21 protein-coding genes and 1 tRNA gene are annotated in these 18,756 nt (G+C 71.9%); 12 read left to right on the forward strand and 10 right to left on the reverse strand.

The annotated features are described in order from the left end of the window. The first annotated feature begins 7 nt into the window (after positions 1–7). Both ACGFR9_RS15460 and ACGFR9_RS15465 read left to right on the forward strand, forming a co-directional pair. Positions 8–760 (forward strand): molybdopterin-dependent oxidoreductase, encoded by a 753-nt coding sequence (locus tag ACGFR9_RS15460; RefSeq protein ID WP_393207844.1) that lies wholly within the window; start codon positions 8–10, stop codon positions 758–760. Further along, positions 744–1,367, forward strand: coding sequence for a cytochrome b/b6 domain-containing protein (locus tag ACGFR9_RS15465; protein ID WP_030225464.1), 624 nt, complete (start codon positions 744–746; stop codon positions 1,365–1,367). The genes ACGFR9_RS15460 and ACGFR9_RS15465 overlap by 17 nt, the downstream gene beginning before the upstream one ends. A 64-nt stretch (positions 1,368–1,431) precedes the next feature. Here the strand turns inward: ACGFR9_RS15465 and ACGFR9_RS15470 are convergent, their stop codons facing one another. Next, the gene (locus tag ACGFR9_RS15470) at positions 1,432–2,829 is read right to left on the reverse strand and encodes a gluconate:H+ symporter (RefSeq protein WP_393207848.1); all 1,398 of its coding nucleotides are present in this window, start codon (positions 2,827–2,829) and stop codon (positions 1,432–1,434) included. Positions 2,830–2,912: 83 nt separating this feature from the next. Continuing rightward, positions 2,913–3,431 (reverse strand): gluconokinase, encoded by a 519-nt coding sequence (locus tag ACGFR9_RS15475; protein WP_393207851.1) that lies wholly within the window; start codon positions 3,429–3,431, stop codon positions 2,913–2,915. 137 nt (positions 3,432–3,568) lie between these two features. Here ACGFR9_RS15475 and ACGFR9_RS15480 point away from each other — a divergent pair, with 137 nt between their 5' ends. After that, complete coding sequence (locus ACGFR9_RS15480) at positions 3,569–4,270, forward strand: FadR/GntR family transcriptional regulator (protein WP_393207854.1); 702 nt, start codon at positions 3,569–3,571, stop codon at positions 4,268–4,270. Between the two features lie 18 nt (positions 4,271–4,288). Here ACGFR9_RS15480 and ACGFR9_RS15485 read toward each other — a convergent pair whose 3' ends face one another. The 4 genes from ACGFR9_RS15485 to ACGFR9_RS15500 form a co-directional block, all read right to left on the reverse strand. Beyond that, entirely contained in the window at positions 4,289–4,621 is a 333-nt protein-coding gene (locus ACGFR9_RS15485) for a hypothetical protein (protein WP_393207857.1), read from the reverse strand. Beyond that, positions 4,618–5,205, reverse strand: a complete 588-nt coding sequence (locus tag ACGFR9_RS15490) for a DUF6232 family protein (protein ID WP_393207859.1) — start codon at positions 5,203–5,205, stop codon at positions 4,618–4,620. Before ACGFR9_RS15490 ends, ACGFR9_RS15485 begins: the two co-directional genes overlap by 4 nt. A gap of 133 nt (positions 5,206–5,338) precedes the next feature. Further along, a complete protein-coding gene (locus tag ACGFR9_RS15495) occupies positions 5,339–5,713 on the reverse strand; it encodes a YchJ family protein (RefSeq protein WP_393207862.1) in 375 nt (124 codons plus the stop codon). 64 nt (positions 5,714–5,777) lie between these two features. Beyond that, a tRNA-Leu gene (locus ACGFR9_RS15500) sits at positions 5,778–5,862 on the reverse strand. 206 nt (positions 5,863–6,068) lie between these two features. On the opposite strand from ACGFR9_RS15500, the gene ACGFR9_RS15505 reads away from it, so the two are divergent. The 3 genes from ACGFR9_RS15505 to ACGFR9_RS15515 all read left to right on the forward strand — a co-directional run bounded on the left by ACGFR9_RS15505 (position 6,069) and on the right by ACGFR9_RS15515 (position 8,882). Further along, positions 6,069–7,394, forward strand: a complete 1,326-nt coding sequence (locus ACGFR9_RS15505) for a M20/M25/M40 family metallo-hydrolase (RefSeq protein WP_393207865.1) — start codon at positions 6,069–6,071, stop codon at positions 7,392–7,394. Positions 7,395–7,546: 152 nt separating this feature from the next. Next, positions 7,547–7,780 (forward strand): chaplin ChpH, encoded by a 234-nt coding sequence (chpH, locus tag ACGFR9_RS15510; RefSeq protein ID WP_030225445.1) that lies wholly within the window; start codon positions 7,547–7,549, stop codon positions 7,778–7,780. 166 nt (positions 7,781–7,946) lie between these two features. Continuing rightward, positions 7,947–8,882: a chaplin gene (locus tag ACGFR9_RS15515; RefSeq protein ID WP_393207868.1), complete on the forward strand. Its 936-nt coding sequence runs from the start codon at positions 7,947–7,949 to the stop codon at positions 8,880–8,882. 94 nt (positions 8,883–8,976) lie between these two features. Here the strand turns inward: ACGFR9_RS15515 and ACGFR9_RS15520 are convergent, their stop codons facing one another. Next, the gene (locus ACGFR9_RS15520) at positions 8,977–9,165 is read right to left on the reverse strand and encodes a DUF5703 family protein (RefSeq protein ID WP_030225438.1); all 189 of its coding nucleotides are present in this window, start codon (positions 9,163–9,165) and stop codon (positions 8,977–8,979) included. Between the two features lie 47 nt (positions 9,166–9,212). Here ACGFR9_RS15520 and ACGFR9_RS15525 point away from each other — a divergent pair, with 47 nt between their 5' ends. Then, on the forward strand, positions 9,213–9,878 hold the full coding sequence (locus tag ACGFR9_RS15525) for a hypothetical protein (RefSeq protein WP_393207871.1): 666 nt from the start codon (positions 9,213–9,215) through the stop codon (positions 9,876–9,878). A gap of 115 nt (positions 9,879–9,993) precedes the next feature. Here the strand turns inward: ACGFR9_RS15525 and ACGFR9_RS15530 are convergent, their stop codons facing one another. Both ACGFR9_RS15530 and ACGFR9_RS15535 read right to left on the reverse strand, forming a co-directional pair. Next, a complete protein-coding gene (locus tag ACGFR9_RS15530) occupies positions 9,994–12,027 on the reverse strand; it encodes an ATP-binding domain-containing protein (protein WP_393207874.1) in 2,034 nt (677 codons plus the stop codon). Further along, complete coding sequence (locus ACGFR9_RS15535) at positions 12,024–13,010, reverse strand: aldo/keto reductase (protein ID WP_393207877.1); 987 nt, start codon at positions 13,008–13,010, stop codon at positions 12,024–12,026. The genes ACGFR9_RS15530 and ACGFR9_RS15535 overlap by 4 nt, the downstream gene beginning before the upstream one ends. A 263-nt stretch (positions 13,011–13,273) precedes the next feature. On the opposite strand from ACGFR9_RS15535, the gene ACGFR9_RS15540 reads away from it, so the two are divergent. After that, positions 13,274–14,329 (forward strand): LLM class F420-dependent oxidoreductase, encoded by a 1,056-nt coding sequence (locus ACGFR9_RS15540; RefSeq protein WP_393207880.1) that lies wholly within the window; start codon positions 13,274–13,276, stop codon positions 14,327–14,329. Positions 14,330–14,532: 203 nt separating this feature from the next. Further along, on the forward strand, positions 14,533–15,321 hold the full coding sequence (locus ACGFR9_RS15545) for a ferritin-like domain-containing protein (RefSeq protein WP_393207883.1): 789 nt from the start codon (positions 14,533–14,535) through the stop codon (positions 15,319–15,321). 34 nt (positions 15,322–15,355) lie between these two features. On the opposite strand, the gene ACGFR9_RS15550 is transcribed toward ACGFR9_RS15545, so the two are convergent. Beyond that, the gene (locus tag ACGFR9_RS15550) at positions 15,356–16,351 is read right to left on the reverse strand and encodes a magnesium and cobalt transport protein CorA (protein ID WP_393207886.1); all 996 of its coding nucleotides are present in this window, start codon (positions 16,349–16,351) and stop codon (positions 15,356–15,358) included. Positions 16,352–16,413: 62 nt separating this feature from the next. Between ACGFR9_RS15550 and ACGFR9_RS15555 the strand changes: the two genes are divergently transcribed. The 3 genes from ACGFR9_RS15555 to ACGFR9_RS15565 all read left to right on the forward strand — a co-directional run bounded on the left by ACGFR9_RS15555 (position 16,414) and on the right by ACGFR9_RS15565 (position 18,578). Further along, a complete protein-coding gene (locus ACGFR9_RS15555; protein ID WP_030225421.1) occupies positions 16,414–17,100 on the forward strand; it encodes a histidine phosphatase family protein in 687 nt (228 codons plus the stop codon). A gap of 90 nt (positions 17,101–17,190) precedes the next feature. Continuing rightward, positions 17,191–17,781 (forward strand): DUF3090 domain-containing protein, encoded by a 591-nt coding sequence (locus ACGFR9_RS15560; RefSeq protein WP_311645738.1) that lies wholly within the window; start codon positions 17,191–17,193, stop codon positions 17,779–17,781. Next, on the forward strand, positions 17,745–18,578 hold the full coding sequence (locus tag ACGFR9_RS15565) for an SCO1664 family protein (RefSeq protein WP_393207890.1): 834 nt from the start codon (positions 17,745–17,747) through the stop codon (positions 18,576–18,578). Before ACGFR9_RS15560 ends, ACGFR9_RS15565 begins: the two co-directional genes overlap by 37 nt. The last annotated feature ends 178 nt before the right edge of the window (positions 18,579–18,756 follow it).

The raw sequence follows: 18,756 nt of genomic DNA on the forward strand, positions 1-18,756 counted from the left end.
TGGAGGAGTGAACCCCGAACAGCCCCCGCGGGCCCCGGACGGCGACGGCCGGGACACGCGGGGCACACCCGTCGGCCGCCGCGTCTTCCTCGGCACCCTCGCACTGGGCGCCCTCGGTGTGGCCGCCGCGCCCACCCTCCAGCGCGGCCTGGAGTCCTTCCTCGCCGGAGCCTCCGACAAGGACCCCACCGGCCTGACCGGACTCCTGCCGAACGGCGGCGGCTTCCGCTACTACTCGGTCACCTCGTCCGTCCCGAAGAAGAACGCGGACACGTACCGCCTCACGGTCGACGGCCTCGTCGACCGCCCCACCACCTACACCCTGGCCGGACTGAAGGCCCTCCCGCAGACCCGCATGGTCCAGGACGTCCAGTGCGTCACCGGCTGGCGGGTACCGGACACGCCGTTCGAGGGGGTGCGACTGTCCCGGCTCCTCGACGCCGCGGGAGTGCGCTCCTCGGCCGGCGCGGTCCGCTTCACCTCCTTCGACGGCGCCTACTCGGAGAGCCTCACCCTCGACCAGGCCCGCCGCGCGGACGTCCTGGTCGCCCTGCGCATGCGGGACGAGGACATCGGCCATGCCCACGGCGGCCCCGTCCGCCTGTACGTGGCTCCCATGTACTTCTACAAGTCCGCCAAATGGCTCTCCGGCATCACCGTCACCGAGGACGTCGAACCCGGCTACTGGGAGGAGCGCGGCTACGACATCGACGCCTGGGTCGGCCGCTCGAACGGACGCGACGATGAGCCCACGAGCTGACACCCTGCCCGCCGCCACCGCCGTACGCCGCTTCGGCCGCGCGCAACGCGGGGTGCACCGCGCCACCGCCGTACTGATGGGCGTCTGCGTCTTCACCGCCGCCTGCCTCTACGTCCCCCAGCTCGCCCAGCTGGTCGGCCGCCGCGCTCTCGTCGTCACCCTCCACCAGTGGTCCGGGCTCGCCCTGCCCGTCCCGGTCCTCCTGGGCCTGGCCTCCCGCGCCTTCCGCTCGGACCTCGGCCGTCTGAACCGCTTCGGCCCGCACGACCGGACCTGGCTGCGGGCCGCCCTGCGCCGCGACAAACGGCCCTCGTCCCGCCCCGCCGGCAAGTTCAACGCCGGGCAGAAGGTCTACGCGGCCTGGATCGCGGGTGCCACGCTGGTGATGCTCGGTACCGGGCTGATGATGTGGTTCACCCACCTCACCCCGCTGGTGTGGCGCACCAGCGCGACCTTCGTCCACGACTGGCTGGCGCTGACCGTCGGCATCGTCCTCGCCGGGCACATCGGCATGGCCCTGGCGGACCCCGAGGCCCGGCGCGGCATGCGCACGGGCTCCGTCGACCGCGACTGGGCGGAGCGTGAGCACCCGCTGTGGCGCCCCTGAGACGACATACGGCCCACCCGCCCCCCGAAGAGGAACGGATGGGCCGTACGCGTACGGTCTCCCGCTAGATGATCAGCGACAGGAGCAGCACCAGACCACCGGCGACCACCGAGATGATCGTCTCCATGATCGACCAGGTCTTGATCGTCTGTCCGACGCTCAGCCCGAAGTACTCCTTCACCAGCCAGAACCCGGCGTCGTTGACATGGCTGAAGAACAGCGAACCCGCACCGATCGCCAGCACCAGCAGGGCGGCGTGCGTGGTCGACATGTCGGCCGCCAGCGGCGCCACCAGACCGGCCGCCGAGACGGTCGCCACCGTCGCCGAACCGGTCGCCAGCCGGATCGCCACCGCGATCAGCCAGGCCAGCAGCAGCGCCGGGATCGACCAGTCCTCGGAGATCTCCAGGATCATCCGGCCCACACCGGTGTCGATCAGCGTCTGCTTGAAGCCGCCGCCCGCGCCGACGATCAGCAGGATGCCCGCGATCGGCGCGAGCCCCTTCTCGACCAGCTGCTGCATCCGCTCCTTGCTGAACCCGGCGGGCATGCCGAGGGTGAAGAATCCGACCAGCACGGCCGCGAGCAGCGCGATCAGCGGGGAGCCGACCACGTCGAACACGCGCTGCACGCTGTTCTCGGGGTCGTCGATGACGATGTCCACCAGCGCCTTGGCGAGCATCAGCACGACCGGCAGCAGGATGGTGGCCAGCGTCGGGCCGAAGCCGGGACGCTTCTCCAGGTCCTCGGACGGCCGCTGCGGAATCATCCGCTCGGGCGCCGGTACGTCCACCCAGCGGGCCGCGTACTTCGAGAACAGCGGACCGGCGATGACGACCGTCGGAATCGCGACCAGCACACCCAGCGCCAGCGTCACACCGAGGTTGGCGCCGACGGCGTCGATCGCGACCAGCGGACCGGGGTGCGGCGGAACCAGACCGTGCATCACGGACAGACCGGCGAGCGCCGGGATGCCGATGCGCATCAGGGAGTAGTTGCCGCGCTTGGCGACCATCAGCACCACGGGGATCAGCAGCACCACGCCGACCTCGAAGAACAGCGGCAGACCGATCACCGAGGCGATCAGCACCATCGCCCACGGCATGGTGCGGCCCTTCGCCCTCGCGAGGATCGTGTCGACGATCTGGTCGGCGCCGCCGGAGTCGGCGAGCATTTTGCCGAGGATCGCGCCGAGCGCGATCAGCACGCCCACGCCGGCGACGGTGGAGCCGAGTCCGGCACTGAAGCTGATGATGACCTTGTCGAGCGGCGCGCCGGCGAACGCGCCGAGCGCGAGCGAGCCGATGGTCAGCGCCAGGAAGGCGTGCAGCTTGAACTTGGTGATGAGCAGGACGATGACGGCGATGCCCAGGAGCACGGCTATGCCCAGCTGGGCGTGGCCGGCCGAGGTGATCGGCTCGGGTACGTCCGCCGCCAGCATCTCAACGCTGAGTCTGGTCACGGTGGTTCCCTTGTTCTACGGGGGTTGGGGAGATGACCGGGGAGGTGGGGGCGCCCCGGAGACTGCGGGGTCCGGTCAGGGACCTACGGGGTCGGTTCGGAGAGGGCGTCCAGGGCGGCGGCCGCCCGTGCGCCGATCTCCTCGGGGCTTCCGGTCACGTCCACGGCGACCCCGGCCTCGTCGCGCTCCAGCGGCTGGAGCGTGGCGAACTGGGAGTCGAGCAGTGCCGTGGGCATGAAGTGGCCCTGCCGGTGCGACATCCGGTCCTCGATGAGCGCGCGGTCACCGGTGAGGTGCACGAAGACCACGCCGGGCGCGGCGGCCCGCAGCCGGTCGCGGTACGACCGCTTCAGCGCCGAGCAGCTGACCACCCCGCCGAGCCCGGCCCGGCCGTGCGCCCAGTCGCCTATGGCGTCCAGCCAGGGCCACCGGTCGTCGTCGGTGAGCGGGGTACCGGCCGACATCTTGGCGATGTTGGCCGGCGGGTGGAAGTCGTCGCCCTCGGCGTACGGGACGCCGTACCGGGCCGCGAGCAGGGGACCGATGGTGGTCTTGCCCGTGCCCGCGACGCCCATGACCACGACGACATGGGGGGTGTTCATCGCTGCCTCACTGTCTGCTGTCTTCGTCGACACGTGATGTCGACGCAACTGAAGCTCATTAGGTACGACGAATTCAAGACTCTGTGACATATAAGTCTGACTTTTTATTCCCGTGACCCGCCCCGTACTCTGAGTGCATGAGCACCACGGGCCGGGGGCTGCACGGCCGCGTACTGGACACCCTCGGCCCCGAGATCACCGCCGGCGACTACCCGCCCGGCAGTGTCCTGCGTACCGACGAGCTCGCCCAGCGCTTCGACGTGTCGCGTTCCGTGATGCGCGAGGTCGTCCGCGTCCTGGAGTCCATGCACCTGGTCCAGTCCCGCCGCCGCGTCGGCGTGACGGTCCTGCCGACCTGCGAGTGGAACGTGTACGACCCGCAGGTCATCCGCTGGCGCCTGGCCGGCGCGGACCGCCCCCGCCAGCTGCGCTCACTGACCGTGCTGCGCTCGGCGATCGAACCCGTCGCGGCCGGCCTCGCCGCCCGCAACGCCACCCCCGAGCAGTGCGCCGAACTCACCGAGTGCGCGCTCGGCATGGTCGCCAACGCCAGCGGTCACCGGCTGGAGGGCTACCTCTTCCACGACGTGGCCTTCCACCGCGTGATCCTGGCCGCCTCCGGCAACGAGATGTTCGCCCGCCTCGGCGACGTCGTCGCCGAGGTGCTGTCCGGCCGCACCCACCACGCCGTGATGTTCGAGGACCCCGACCCCGCCGCCGTCACCCTCCATGTCCAGCTCGCGGAGGCGGTCCGCGAACGCGACGCGGCCCGCGCGGAGAAGCTGACCCGCGAGATCACCGAGGGCGCCCTCCAGGAACTGGACATCCTGGCGCCCTGACGGCCGCCTCCCGGGACCTCAGCCCAGCAGCGCGAGCAGTCGCCCCACCGCCTCCGCCGCGGGCCGGCCCACCTCGCCGACGGTGGCCGCGATCTGCGCGAGGGACGCCAGGACGATGCCGCGCTCGCGCAGGGCGTCCCGGTCGGGAACGAGCTCGGGCAGCGCGTTCCCGACGGTCCGGTCCTGGTCCGGGGCGAGATGCGGGCGCAGGTCCCGCAGGAGGTCGGTGAGGTCCCTGAGGGCAGTGCGGAGCTCCATGTCCTGGGCTGAAGCGCCGTAGTTGATGCCGATGTTCTCGCGGCCGCCGTTCATGTTGACCACGGGCCCGTAGTAGTTCGATTCCCCGCTCACAGTTTGAACCCCGTGTTCTCCCGGCCGCCGGTCATGTTGACGACGGGTCCGTAGTTGTGCGTGTGCCGGCTGTTGAACTGCTGCACGATGGCGGTGAACTCGGCCGCCGGATTGTCGATCGCGTCCACGATCCGCCCGGCGATCGCCCGCAGCTCGTCCACCGTCGGCAAGGTCACGATCACGCGGGAGCCGCTGTTCATCTCCACGACGAGCACCGGCTTCTTCGAGGAGAACAACTCGATGAAGGTGACGACCAGTCCGATCACGAAGACGACGACCGCGGGACCGCCGCCGTCCCCGAGGCGCGCCTCGCCCTCGCTGACGTAGTAGATCGCGGCATAGACGACAAAGGCGCCGAACAGCCACTTCAGGAGGCGGAGGAAAGCCGCGCCCCAGTCGGGCTTGAGCCTGAAGGCGTCGACCCAGGCGATGTTGTGCAGTGGGACGGCGGCCGTCCCCACCCACAGGATGCGGCGGCTGACCCGGAGGACCAGAGGGCCCCCCTTGGGAGGAGCCGGCGGCGGCGGGGGAGGCTGGGACGGCGGCTGGGGCGGCGGTGCGCCGATGTTTCCCGTGTAGTTCATGGCCGCCCCCCGACTCGCCGTCACCCGGTCCCGCACCCGCGTATCGCGCGGGAGCACCATTAAGCGCCTGACGGGGGTGGTGAGGCAGACGAGAAACGGCCAATCTGCCCCGTGATGGCCGGTACGCGACCCGTCAGTCGAGGAACTCCCCGTCGACGTACACCCACGCCCCGTCGACCCGCTCGAACCGGCTGCGCTCGTGCAGGGAGCCGCCCCGGTAGGAGGCCCGGAAGGTCACCGTCCCGGTGGAGTGGAAGGCGGACCCGTCGCTCGTCTCCAGGATCTCCAGCCCGGTCCACCGCATCCGGGGATCGAGCTCGAGCCGCTCCGGGCGCGTCCGCGGATGCCAGGTCCGCAGCAGATACGCGACCTCCCCCCGCACGAACGCGCAGTACCGCGACCGCATCAGCCGCTCGGCGGTGGGCGCGGCGGCGGCCCCGCCGTGGAACCGGCCGCAGCACGCCTCGTACGGCTCGGGGAGCCCGCAGGGGCAGGAAGGTGTGGTCATGGGTCGGCCTCCGCGACAACGCCCGAGGGCCGCGACCTCGTGGTCGCGGCCCTCGCGCTTCATGTGTCCGAGGGGGGACTTGAACCCCCACGCCCGATAAAGGGCACTAGCACCTCAAGCTAGCGCGTCTGCCATTCCGCCACCCGGACAAGGTGTCTGTCGCGCGGGGTTTCCCCCGTGGCGACGACGTAAACATTACCAGGTGTTCCGGGGCGGCCGATCACCCCCGCCCGGCCGCGCCGAGGTGTGAACGGCGGATGACGGGCGGGGCCGGGTCTTGGGGCCCGCCCGCGGGGGAGGGAGGATGGGGGGACGACGACCCACCAGCGGGAACACCAGCAGCGGGAGGCAGCACGTGAGCGGGACCGACACGGCCAGGAGCGTCACCGGTGAGGACGAGGTCGTGGACCTCTGCCGCGAGCTGATCCGGATCGACACCAGCAACTACGGCGACCACTCGGGTCCCGGCGAGCGCAAGGCGGCCGAATACGTCGCCGAGAAGCTCGCCGAGGTGGGCCTGGAACCGCAGATCTTCGAGTCGCACCCGGGGCGCGCCTCCACGGTGGCCCGGATCGAGGGCGAGGACCCGTCCCGGCCCGCGCTGCTCATCCACGGCCACACCGACGTCGTACCGGCCAACGCGGACGACTGGACCCACCACCCCTTCTCCGGTGAGATCGCCGACGGCTGTGTCTGGGGGCGCGGCGCCGTCGACATGAAGGACATGGACGCGATGACCCTCGCGGTCGTCCGCGACCGGATGCGCAGCGGACGCAAGCCGCCCCGGGACATCGTGCTGGCGTTCCTCGCCGACGAGGAGGCCGGCGGCACGTACGGCGCCCGGCACCTGGTCGACAACCACCCGCACCTCTTCGAGGGCGTCACCGAGGCGATCAGCGAGGTGGGCGGCTTCTCGTTCACCGTCAGCGAGCAGCGCCGTCTGTATCTGATCCAGACGGCCGAGAAGGGCATGCACTGGATGAAACTGACCGTGGCCGGAACCGCCGGGCACGGTTCGATGATCCACCGCGACAATGCCATCACCGAGCTGTCGGAGGCCGTCGCCCGCCTCGGCCGCCACAAGTTCCCCGTCCGCGTCACGAAGACCACCCGGGCCTTCCTCGACGAACTGGGCGACGCCCTCGGCACCGAGCTCGACCCGGAGAACATGGAGGGCACCCTCGCCCGGCTCGGCGGCATCGCCAAGCTCATCGGCGCGACGCTCAGCAACACCGCCAACCCCACGCAGCTGGGCGCCGGCTACAAGGTCAACGTCATCCCGGGCGAGGCGACCGCGCACGTGGACGGCCGCTTCCTGCCCGGACACGAGGAGGAGTTCCTCGCCGACCTGGACCGGATCCTCGGCCCGAACGTGCGGCGCGAGGACGTCCACTCCGACAAGGCCGTCGAGACCACGTTCGACGGCGCCCTCGTGGACGCGATGCAGTCCGCGCTGGTGGCCGAGGACCCGGCCGCGAAGGCCGTCCCGTACATGCTCTCCGGCGGGACGGACGCCAAGTCCTTCGACGACCTCGGCATCCGGGGCTTCGGCTTCGCCCCGCTGAAGCTGCCCCCGGAGCTGGATTTCGCGGGCATGTTCCACGGGGTCGACGAGCGGGTGCCGGTGGACGGTCTGAAGTTCGGCGTACGGGTGCTCGACCGGTTCCTCGACGCGTCCTGACCCTGGTGCCGCAAGGGATCAACAATCGTGCAGACGTACGGAGTTGACCGATAAGAGTGAATGCGACGATAAGCTCGTAGCCTCATTACTCCCTCCTCGTTACCCGTGATGTGATCCGCGACTTTGGATCGCTTTGCCAACTAGGAGGAACAATGCTCAAGAAGGTCGTCGCCGTCGCCGCTGCCACCGGTGGTCTGGTTCTCGCGGGTGCGGGTCTGGCCGCCGCCGACTCCGGTGCCCAGGGTGCGGCGGTGCACTCCCCGGGTGTCCTTTCCGGCAACGTCGTGCAGGTCCCGGTTCACGTCCCCGTGAACGTCTGCGGCAACACGATCTCCGTCATCGGCCTGCTGAACCCCGCCTTCGGCAACGTCTGCATCAACAAGTGACGTTGTGCCTCGCCCTCTAGGGCACGCCCGCTGAGGGCTTGAGCCCGTCGGCCCCGGAGCGCGCGCCATGCGCTCCGGGGCCGACCGGTCTCACCGAACGTCGGAACACGGGGAATGCGGCGCAGCGCCCATTCCCGGCACCAGGTCGAAGGCAGGGATTTCAGCAATGCGACAGGTCACCCGCAAGGGCCTGATGACGATGGCGGCCGCCACGGGCGTGCTCGCCGCCGCCGGCGGGGCCGCCCACGCCGACTCCGGCGCGACGGGTCACGCCGCCGGCTCGCCCGGCGTGCTCTCCGGGAACACCGTGCAGGTGCCGGTGCACGTGCCGCTCAACGTCTGCGGCAACACCGTCAACGTCGTGGGCCTCCTCAACCCGGCCGTGGGGAACTCCTGCGCCAACCGGGGCGGCTCCTCCGCGGGCGGTTACGGCGACTCCGGCGGCCACGGCGGCGCGCACGCCGGCGGACACGCCACCGGCTCTCCCGGTGTGGCGTCCGGCAACCACGTCCAGGCACCGGTGCACATCCCGGTGAACGTCTGCGGCAACAGCGTCGACGTCGTCGGCGTGGGGAACGGCACGGCGGGCAACGACTGCGCGAACGGCGGCTCAGGACACCCCGGTCACCCGGGACACCCCGGCGATCCCGGTGACCCGGGGCAGCCCGGCGATCCTGGTGACCCGGGTGACCCCGGTGACCCCGGTGACCCTGGTGACCCTGGTGACCCCGGTGACCCTGGTGACCCTGGTGACCCTGGTGACCCGGGCAACCCTAGTGACCCCGGTGACCCTGGTGACCCGGGCAACCCTGGTGACCCGGGCAACCCTGGTGACCCGGGCAACCCTGGTGACCCGGGCGACCCGGGTAACCCCGGTAACCCTGGCAATCCCGGTGACCCGGGCGACCCCGGCAGCCCCGGACAGCCGGGCACCCCGGACCGCCCCTCCACCGGCGACGAGCCGGGCGGCACCCAGCCCCTGCCCGACACCCAGCTCGCGCAGACCGGCAGCGAGCTGCCGATGGGCCTCGTCCTGCCCGTCGGCGCGGGCGCGCTGCTCGCCGGCGCGGTCCTCTACCGCAAGGCACGGGCCGCCGCGTGACACCCCGCATACGGAGCGGACCCCGCGCTCGCGGGGTCCGCTCCGTATGTGATTCCGGTCGGGTGTCCCAGCCAGGGCCCGGACAGGCCCTGGATCACCAGGTGGCTCGCACCTGGCGGATGATCCGCCTCCGCAGCCGCACCCTGCGACTGCCGTCACGCATCAGCGTCAAGCGGTACAACTCCCAGTGACCGTACTCGGCATGGTCCGTCAGCAGGCGTGCCGTCTCCTTGCGGGAGACCCCGCGCGGTACGTACACGTCGGCAAATTCGTATTCCGGCATCGCATCTATTGTGCGGGCCGGGCCCCGGTACGGATAGCGTCTGCACTATGTCTGATGCTGCGCAGTCCACCGCTGCCGAGGTACGCGCCGCCGCCGAGGCGGTCAAGACCGCGCTCGACCGCCACCTGGCCGCGGTCGAACGCCGGTCGGGGGAGGACGACCCGGCCGTCTACGAGGCGTTCAACCAGCTGGCCGCGGCCGCGGAGACGTACGACGAACTGCTCTACGACCGCTACGACGAGGTCACCCCCTTCGAGATCCCCGGCGCCGAGGACACGCCGCCGTACACCGGTCCCGAGGAACCGGCGGCGGTCAGCGTGCTGATCCGCCGCGACTACGCCGTCGTGGAACCCCAGCGGCTGCGCGCCCACGCCCAGCGCATCGAGGCGGCGGACGACGACGAGAGCACGGAGGCGTCCGGGACCGTCCACGGTGCCCTCGGTCTGCTGTTCGGCGAGTTCGAGCCGGACGAGATCGCCTCCCGGCACAAGGAGTTCGGGCTGGAGGAGGGTGACTCCACGCTCTGGGTGGCGGCATCGGACGAACCCGCCGAACCCGGCGAGTGGCTTGAGTCGCCGTTCGAGCAGGTGGACCCGCAGCAGGTGGTGTGCCGCTTCGACGTCAGTGCGGTGTTCGACGACGACGACCTCGAGGACGAACCGGACCCGAGCGAGGACGAGGACCTGGATCCCCTCGAGGCCAACCGCCGCTGACCCCGACGGGACACCACTCGTGCCGGCAGACGCGCGGCGTCGCCGTCACCTCGGCACGGGTGCTCGCGCGGTGGCGGCACGGCCCGGTGCCGCCCCCCGCGTACGACGCCGCGGCTCAGGCCTCCGCCACCGGCGGCACCTGCGGGGCCAGCAGGAACGGCAGCCGCGTGGTGCGCGGCTTCGCCGTCACCTCGGCCACGGCGCGCGGCAGTGCCTGTTCCACCCCGTGCACCACGGACAGATGCCGGTCCGCCCGGCTGAACGCCGTATAGACCCATGGCCGGCTCAGGACCTGCGCGGCGTCACCGGGGAGCACCACGACCACCGCGGGCCACCGGCAGCCCACCGCCTGGTGCGCGGTCAGCGCCCAGCCGTGCCGCACGGCCGACTCCACCCGCTCCCTCGGCACGACGATCTCCTCGCCCCCGCACTCCAGGTGCAGACCCTCGGCGTCGGCCGAGGCCACACGGCCCGGCAGCGTACGGCCGGGAGCGGGGGAGTAGGCGATCCGGTCACCCGGATCGAACCCGCCGAAGCGTCCCGGTCCCGGATTCAGCCGCTCCTTCAGCGCGGCGTTCAACGCCCGGGTGCCCACGGCGCCCCCGTGCCCCGGCGTGATCACCTGTGTCTCCTTGACCGGCACACCGATGGCGCGCGGCACCGAGTCCACCACCAGCTGCACGGCCCGGTGCACGGCCTCTCCCGCGTCCCGCACCGGCACGATCACGACCTCCTTGCCGGGCGCCGCCACCTGGTTCAGCTCGCCGACACCGATCCCGGACACCAGCTCGCCCAGCGGCCCGGGATCCGGGCGCCGCGACGCGATCTGCGGGCAGACCCGCGCCGCCAGCAGATCGGCGAACACCCGCCCCGCCCCCACCGACCACAGCACACCCGGATCACCGGCCAGCACCAGCCGCGCCCCGTCCGGCAGCGACTCCGTCAGCAGCGCGGCGGTCTCGACGTCCAGCTGCGGGGCGTCGAGCACCACCAGCAGATCGAGGTCCAGCGCCCCGTCGGCGTCCCGCACGGGCCCCTCGGCACCGGACAGCAGCCCCGCCACGGTGACGGCGCCGGTGTCCTCGCCGCCCACGAGGGCCGCGAACCGCGCACGCCCGACCGGGCCATGGGCCACGGCCCACACCCGCAGCCCCACACCCCGTGCGGCGGCCACCAGCGCCGCCGGTTCGGCGAGCGAGGCCTCCCCGCCGGTGTGCAGCACCAGCCCGTGCCCCGCGACGGCCCGGATCAGCTCCCCGGCCGAACCCTCCGCCGAGGCGGCCGCCCGCTCCCACTCCGCGCCCTGCTCGGTCACGGAGCTGATCAGCCGCCCGAGCCCGTCGGCCAGACTCTCCTCGGCCAGGGCGTACCGCTCCAGGCCCACCAGCACCCGAACCGGCCGCTCCTCGTCCTCCTCGTCGTCCCCGGCCTCGCCGACGGCGTCCTGGAAAACGAGGACATCACCCTCGGAGATGGCGTTCTGCACGGCCTTCTCGGCCTCCGGCACTCCCTGCCGCTCCAGCGCGACGACCAGTGCGGTCATCTCCAGCGCGGTGTGCCCGGCGAGCGCCGCCTGCTCCAGCAGCCACACGGTGACCGCCCGCCCCCGCCGCTCGTCGTCCGGCCCGGCCCCGGCACCGAGCAGCGCCCGGGCGAACCCGTCCGCCTGCTCCGGCCGCACCCCGGGGACCCGCAGCAACTGCCAGGGATCCGCGCGCAGCACATCGGCGCCGACCTCGGCCGCCTGCCCGGCGATGCCCTCCGGCGCACCCCCCTGGAGGAGCACCTCGCGCACCTCCTCGACGGCTCCCGGGGCGGGCGCCACCGGCCCGGGAGTCACCGCCGGAGCCCGCCGTACGGGCTCGGGCGCGGGCCTGAGCGGCGCGGGCGCGGCCTCCGCGAACACGGTGGCGGCCGGCTTCTCACCACTCTCCACGGCCCGTACCGCGGCCAGCAGATCGGCGGCCGTGCCGCTCAGCTTGGCTCCGGCCTCGATCGGCTCCTGCCGCTCCGCCTTGCGCCGCTCGATCCGCTCCCGCTCCAGGCGCTGCGCGGCCAGCTCGGCCTCGGCCTCGGACACCTGCGCGCCCTCGGCGGGCGTCCCCGGCTTCTCGGCGTCCTCCGCGGTCTCGGGCGGCTCCGTGCTCACAGCGTGCTCCAGTCGTGATCGGGATAGCGGTGCACGGGCGCCGACACATCGTCGAGCGCCCGGCAGATCTCGTCAGGAAGACTAAGGGCCTCCACTGACAACGCCGCCGTGAGCTGCTGCGTGTGGCGCGCGCCGACGATGGGGGCGGCCACCCCGGGCCGGTCACGGATCCAGGCGAGGGCCACCTGCAGCGCGGTCACGGCCAGGCCGTCCGCGGCGGTGGTCACGGCGTCGACGATCCTGCCGGCCGTGTCGTCGAGGTACGGCGCGACGAAGGGGGCGAGATGCTCCGAGGCGCCGCGGGAGTCCCGCGGCGCGGAGTCGTTGCGGTACTTGCCGGTGAGCACGCCCCGGCCGAGCGGTGAGGACGGGAGCAAGCCGATACCGAGATCGAGGGCGGCGGGCAGGACCTCACGCTCCACGCCCCGCTGGAGCAGCGAGTACTCCATCTGTGTGCTCGCCAGCCGGGTGCGCGCGCCGGGCGCGGCGAGCTGCCAGGTCGCGGCCTTGGCGAGCTGCCAGCCGCAGAAGTTGGAGACACCGGCGTAGCGCACCCGGCCGCTGCCGACGGCGATGTCGAGCGCCTCGAGGGTCTCGTCGAGCGGGGTGGCGGGATCGTAGGCGTGGACGTGCCACACGTCGACGTGGTCGGTGCCGAGGCGGGCGAGGGAGGCGTCGAGGGCGGAGAGCAGATGGCCGCGTGAGCCGTCGAACCGGCGGTCCGGGTCGGCCACGCTGCCGGCCTTCGTCGAGATGACGAGGTCCCGGCGGGGTACGAGGCCGTCCATCAGCCTGCCGAGCAGATACTCGGACTCGCCGTCGCCGTACACATCGGCGGTGTCGACGAGGTTTCCGCCGGCTTCCCAGAACGTCTTCAAGAGGTCCGCGGCGTCGTGCTCGTCGGTGTCCCGACCCCAGGTCAGTGTCCCGAGCCCGATCCGGGACACACGCAGGCCGGTACGGCCGAGATGCCTCTGCTCCATGAACGCCGAGATTACTGGGCGGAGCGTTGGGTGTGACGGGCCTGTGGACAACGGATTCGCCCGGGACCGCTGTCCTACGGGTCGCCCCGCCACAGCCGCGCCCGCAGGGCGTCTGCCGTCGCGCCCACCCGTGCCGCCCAGCGGCACGATCGCCCGCGGCGTGCGGAGGGACCAACTCGCCACGCACGGCCGCTGCCCAAGCCTCACCGGAGGTATAGGGTCTCCGCACAAGCGACGTTACTCATCGGTAAGGGGAGACGGTCATGCAGCTAGGGATCAACCTCGGCTACTGGGGTGCCGGAATGGACGCGGACAACCTCGCCGTGGCCCAGGAAGCCGACCGCCTCGGATACGCCGTCTGCTGGGCGGCGGAGGCCTACGGCTCCGACGCCGCCACCGTACTCACCTGGGTCGCCGCCCAGACCCACCGTATCGACGTCGGCTCGGCGATCTTCCAGATCCCCGCCCGCCAGCCCGCGATGACCGCGATGACGGCGGCGACCCTCGACTCCCTCTCCCAGGGCCGCTTCCGCCTGGGCCTCGGCGTCTCCGGCCCCCAGGTCTCCGAGGGCTGGTACGGCGTCAAGTTCGACAAGCCCCTCGCCCGCACACGCGAGTACGTCGAGATCATCCGCAAGGCGATGACCCGCGAACGCCTCTCCTACGACGGCGACCACTGGACGCTCCCCCTACCCGGCGGCCCCGGCAAGCCCATCAAGCTCACCGTGCACCCCGAGCGCGAGCACATCCCCCTCTACATCGCCGCCATCGGCCCGAAGAACCTCGAACAGACCGGCGAGATCGCCGACGGCGCCCTGCTGATCTTCCCCTCCGCCGACCACCTCGAGGACACGGCCGTCAAACACCTCCGCGCGGGCCGCGAGAAGGCCGGCAGGACCCTCGACGGTTTCGACATCTGCCCCACCGTCCCCCTCGCCGTGGGCGACGACAAGGACGTGAGCACGCTCGCCGACACCTTCCGCCCGTACACCGCGCTGTACGTCGGCGGCATGGGCAGCCGCAAGCAGAACTTCTACAACCAGCTGGCGCAGCGCATGGGCTACGAGCGCGAGGCCGCCGAGATCCAGGACAAGTACCTGGCCGGCGACAAGCAGGGCGCGGCCGCGGCCGTACCGCACGACCTGATCGACAGGACCACCCTGCTCGGCTCCGTCGACCGCATCGCCGACCGGATGAAGGCGTACGCCGCCGCCGGGGTCACCACCCTCACCCTCGCCCCGGCCGGTTTCACGCTCGACGAACGCCTCGCCTCACTCCGCGCCGGCACCGAGGCCCTGGAACGCGCGGGCCTGGCGTAGATCACCGCGGCCGTGGTGGGGGTCCGGGGGCCCACCCCGCCACGGCCGTCCCCCGCACCAACGCCCCGCGTCCCACCCGGTTACGCCGCGCGACCCCCGCCCCGTACTCCGTTCGGCGGAGTTACCCGCCGCACCTGTTGCCGCCCCGCGCCCGAGGCACTTGACTCGTTCTTTGCAGAGTCCGCGTGGAGAGGCGGCCCACCATGCTTTCGGCCAAGACGCTGTTCCAGGAGATCGTCGACAACGACGACTCCTTCGCACTCTTCTGCTCCATCGCCGCGAGCGGGGAGTCCCAGGGCGGCTGGGAGAACGCCCGCATCGCCGCGCTGGTGCCCGAGACCCAGCGCGACCTCGCCCCCAAGATCACCAGGCACGGCGCCGACGAGGACAAGCACGGCCGCATCTTCAACGCCCTGATGAAGAAGCGCGGCCTCGAGCCCGTCCCGGTCCCCCGGGACACCGACTACACGATGCTCCTGGAGACCAACGGCATCGGCCTGGCCCACGACAAGCTCAAACGCGACGAGCCGCTCACGGTCCAGGACATCGTCACCTACCTCGCCCACAGCAGGGTCACCGAACAGCGCGCCTCCGAGCAGATGACCATGCTCCGCAAGCACTTCGCCGACCACCCGGACCTCGGCCGCGCGGTCAGGATGATCTCCGACGACGAGGACAACCACCTCGCCTACTGCCACGAGGAACTGCTGCGCTTCGCGTACGCCGGACACGGCCGCGCGATCCAGCGCACCCTGCGCGAGTGCGCGCTCGCGGAGATCCGTGTGTACCGGGACGTCAGCCTGGCGGTGATGGCCCACATGGGCCGCATCCTCGGCTGGCCCGGCCCCAAGGCGGCGGTCCTCGCGGCCGGCATCCACGCGGTGTACGCGTACGAACGCGCGGGCGGCTGGCGCCGCATGGTGTCGCTCAGGACGCCGGAACGACGTGACGCCCTGGGCGGCCCGGCGAGCCCGGAACCCGAAGCGGCCTGAGAGGGCGGGCCTCCCCGGGCCCCACGCCCGTCCGCTACATCCACCCCCGCCGCTTGAACAGCCGGAACACCAGCACCTCCAGCGCGACCATCGCCACGATCACCACCGGATACGACCACTCCCAGCGCAGCTCCGGCATGTGCTCGAAGTTCATCCCGTAGATCCCCGCGAGCATCGTCGGGATCGCCGCCATGGCCGCCCACGCGGAGATCTTCCGCATGTCGTCGTTCTGCCGCACGCTCATCTGCGCGAGATGCGCCGAGAGGATGTCGGAGACCAGCCGGTCCAGCCCCTCCACGGACTCGTTCACCCGCGTCAGATGGTCGTGCACATCACGGAAGAAGGGCCGCGCCCTGTCCTCCACGAACGGCACCCCGGCCCCGTACGAGCCCACGCCCGCCAGCCGTGCCATCGGCGGCGCCAGCGGCCCGGTCGCCCGCCGGAACTCCAGGATCTGCCGCTTGAAGTTGTAGATGCGGGAGGCGGTGTGCCGGGAGCCGCCCCCGTCGGGGGTGAAGACCTCCGCCTCCAGCTCCTCCAGATCGGTCCCCAGCTCGGTCGCCACGTCCAGATAGTGGTCGACGACGGCGTCGGCGACCGCGTACAGCACCGACGTCGGCCCCTCACCGAGCAGTTCGGGCTCCCGCTCGAGCCGCTGCCGTACGGCGGCGAGCGGCGCGCCCTCGCCGTGCCGTACGGTCACCGCGAAGGAGTCACCGAGGAAGATCATGACCTCGCCGGAGGAGACGGTGTCGCTCCGCGGCTCGTACTCGACCGGCTTGAGGACCACGAACAGCGAGTCGTCGTACACCTCCAGCTTGGGCCGCTGATGGGCCTTGAGGGCGTCCTCCACGGCCAGCGGATGCAGCCCGAACTCCCGCGCGACCAGGTCGAACTCGTCCGCCGTCGGCTCGTGCAGCCCGATCCAGACGAATCCCCCCGCCGCCCGCGCCCCGTCCAGCGCGTCGGAGAAGTCCCGGGGCCCCTCCGAGCGGTGCCCCTCCCGGTAGATGGCACAGTCGACGATCACGAACCGCACTCCCCTTCTCTTCGGCGGACACCACACACAGGCGTGCGCCTACCCTGGGCCGCATGCCCACATTGCTCCTGGTCCGGCACGGACGTTCCACCGCCAACACCGAGGGACTGCTCGCCGGGTGGACACCCGGTGTCGCCCTCGACGACCGCGGCGCCGCCCAGGCCGCCGCACTCCCCGGACGGCTCGCCGCGCTGCCGCTGGCCGAGATCGTCACCAGCCCGCTCCAGCGCTGTCAGGAAACGATTCAGCCGCTGCTGGACGAACGCCCCGGCCTCACCCCGCACACCGACGACCGGGTCGGCGAGTGCCACTACGGCGACTGGTCGGGCCGCAAACTCGCCGAGCTCAAGGACGAACCCCTGATGGAGGTCGTCCAGGCGCACCCGTCGGCGGCGGCCTTCCCCGGCGGGGAGTCCATGCGCGCGATGCAGACGCGCGCCGCCGAGGCGGTACGCGAGTGGAACGCGCGCGTGGAGCGCGATCACGGCGCCGACGCCGTGTACCTCATGTGCTCGCATGGCGACATCATCAAGTCTCTCGTCGCGGACGCACTCGGACTTCATCTCGACCTCTTCCAGCGGATCGCCGTTGAACCGTGTTCCATCACCGCGATCCGTTACACACGGTTGCGGCCCTTCCTCGTCCGCCTCGGCGACACCGGAGACCTCGCGTCCCTGGCGCCGCGCGAGGAACCGCCGGCCGGCGACGCCACGGTCGGAGGCGACGCGGGCGCACCGTGATCGTCGGGCGCAGTAGGGTGAAGCGGTCGCCGCAGTGCGGCCCGTGCACACGGCCGCCCGTACCCCCACGACTCTCAATGGAGACAGGACGTGTCCCGTCAGGTGTTCCTCTACGACCAACCGGAACGTTTCGTGGCCGGCACGGTCGGCCTGCCAGGGCGCCGTACGTTCTTCCTCCAGGCCTCCGCCGGCTCCCGGGTGACCAGCGTGGCCCTGGAGAAGACCCAGGTCGCCGCCCTTGCCGAGCGCATGGACGAACTGCTCGACGAGGTCGTGCGCCGCAGCGGCGGCAGCGCCTCGGTGCCGGCGATGGCGCCGACCGAGATCACCGACTCCGCCCCGCTGGACACCCCCGTGGAGGAGGAGTTCCGCGTCGGCACGATGGCGCTCGCCTGGGACGGTGAGGAGCAGCGCATGATCGTGGAGGCGCAGGCCCTCGTCGAGCTGGACGCCGACACGGACGAGGACCTGGCGGAGGCCGAGGAGCGGCTGCTCCAGGACGAGGAGAACGGGCCCCCGATGCTCCGCGTCCGGCTCACCGGCACGCAGGCCCGGGCCTTCGCCAAGCGGGCCCTCGACGTCGTCAACGCCGGGCGGCCGCCGTGCCCGCTGTGCAGTCTCCCGCTCGACCCGGAAGGACACGTATGTCCGCGCCAGAACGGATACCGCCGCGGAGCGTGAAGGCCGCCGACCCGGCCGCGGCCGTGCTGCTCGCCGAGGGCGAGCTGACCGTACGCGGACGCATCCGTGAGGCGTCGAACGCGGCGCTGTACTGCACCGTGACGTACGACGGCCGCGAGGCCGCGTGCGTCTACAAGCCGGTCGCGGGGGAGCGGCCCCTGTGGGACTTCCCCGACGGCACGCTGGCCGGGCGCGAGGTCGCGGCGTACGAGGTCTCCCGGGCGACCGGCTGGGGCCTTGTCCCGCCCACCGTGCTCCGCGACGGCCCGTACGGCGAGGGCATGTGCCAGCTGTGGATCGAGACGGCACCGGGCGCGGAACTCCTCGCCCTGGTGGACGGCGAGGAGCCGGAGCCGGGCTGGAAGGCGATCGGTTTCGCCGAGGTCGGCGAGGGCCGTACCGCGCTGCTCGTACACGCCGACGACGAGCGGCTGCGCCGGCTCGCGGTCCTCGACGCGGTGATCAACAACGCCGACCGCAAGGGCGGCCATCTGCTGCCCACCGCGGAGGGCCCGCTGTACGGCATCGACCACGGCGTCACCTTCAACGCCGAGGACAAACTCCGCACCCTGCTGTGGGGCTGGGCGGGCGAGCCCCTGACGGCCGAGGCCCTGAGCGTCCTGGAGGCCCTCGGCGCGGCCCTCGCCCCCACCGGCCCCCTCACCACCGCCCTGACCCCCCACATCACCCCCACGGAGATCGCGGCCACCCGCACCCGCGTCGACACCCTCCTCACCACCGCCGTCCACCCGCAGCCGGGCGGCGACTGGCCGGCCATCCCCTGGCCCCCGGTCTGAACAGAACCACCCCCTGCCGCAACCGGCGGCCCACCCGAGAACACCGGCAACACGCTGCACCCGCCCGGAACGGAAACGGCAGCCTGCCCCCGACCCGATCGGCATCGTGCCGTGCAGCCGCCCGGAACAAGGGCCCGCAGCCCTCCGGCGACGCGCCGCACCCCGCCCGGAACGGGAA

The organism is Streptomyces sp. NPDC048584 (assembly GCF_043199595.1).
Taxonomy (GTDB): domain Bacteria; phylum Actinomycetota; class Actinomycetes; order Streptomycetales; family Streptomycetaceae; genus Streptomyces; species Streptomyces edwardsiae.

Coding starts and splice junctions, on each gene's coding strand:
- ACGFR9_RS15465 (WP_030225464.1), top strand. CDS start 744: ATGAGCCCACGAGCTGACACCCTGCCCGCCGCCACCGCCGTACGCCGC.
- ACGFR9_RS15475 (WP_393207851.1), bottom strand. CDS start 3,431: ATGAACACCCCCCATGTCGTCGTGGTCATGGGCGTCGCGGGCACGGGC.
- ACGFR9_RS15480 (WP_393207854.1), top strand. CDS start 3,569: ATGAGCACCACGGGCCGGGGGCTGCACGGCCGCGTACTGGACACCCTC.
- ACGFR9_RS15490 (WP_393207859.1), bottom strand. CDS start 5,205: ATGAACTACACGGGAAACATCGGCGCACCGCCGCCCCAGCCGCCGTCC.
- ACGFR9_RS15495 (WP_393207862.1), bottom strand. CDS start 5,713: ATGACCACACCTTCCTGCCCCTGCGGGCTCCCCGAGCCGTACGAGGCG.
- chpH (WP_030225445.1), top strand. CDS start 7,547: ATGCTCAAGAAGGTCGTCGCCGTCGCCGCTGCCACCGGTGGTCTGGTT.
- ACGFR9_RS15515 (WP_393207868.1), top strand. CDS start 7,947: ATGCGACAGGTCACCCGCAAGGGCCTGATGACGATGGCGGCCGCCACG.
- ACGFR9_RS15520 (WP_030225438.1), bottom strand. CDS start 9,165: ATGCCGGAATACGAATTTGCCGACGTGTACGTACCGCGCGGGGTCTCC.
- ACGFR9_RS15525 (WP_393207871.1), top strand. CDS start 9,213: ATGTCTGATGCTGCGCAGTCCACCGCTGCCGAGGTACGCGCCGCCGCC.
- ACGFR9_RS15535 (WP_393207877.1), bottom strand. CDS start 13,010: ATGGAGCAGAGGCATCTCGGCCGTACCGGCCTGCGTGTGTCCCGGATC.
- ACGFR9_RS15540 (WP_393207880.1), top strand. CDS start 13,274: ATGCAGCTAGGGATCAACCTCGGCTACTGGGGTGCCGGAATGGACGCG.
- ACGFR9_RS15545 (WP_393207883.1), top strand. CDS start 14,533: ATGCTTTCGGCCAAGACGCTGTTCCAGGAGATCGTCGACAACGACGAC.
- ACGFR9_RS15555 (WP_030225421.1), top strand. CDS start 16,414: ATGCCCACATTGCTCCTGGTCCGGCACGGACGTTCCACCGCCAACACC.
- ACGFR9_RS15565 (WP_393207890.1), top strand. CDS start 17,745: ATGTCCGCGCCAGAACGGATACCGCCGCGGAGCGTGAAGGCCGCCGAC.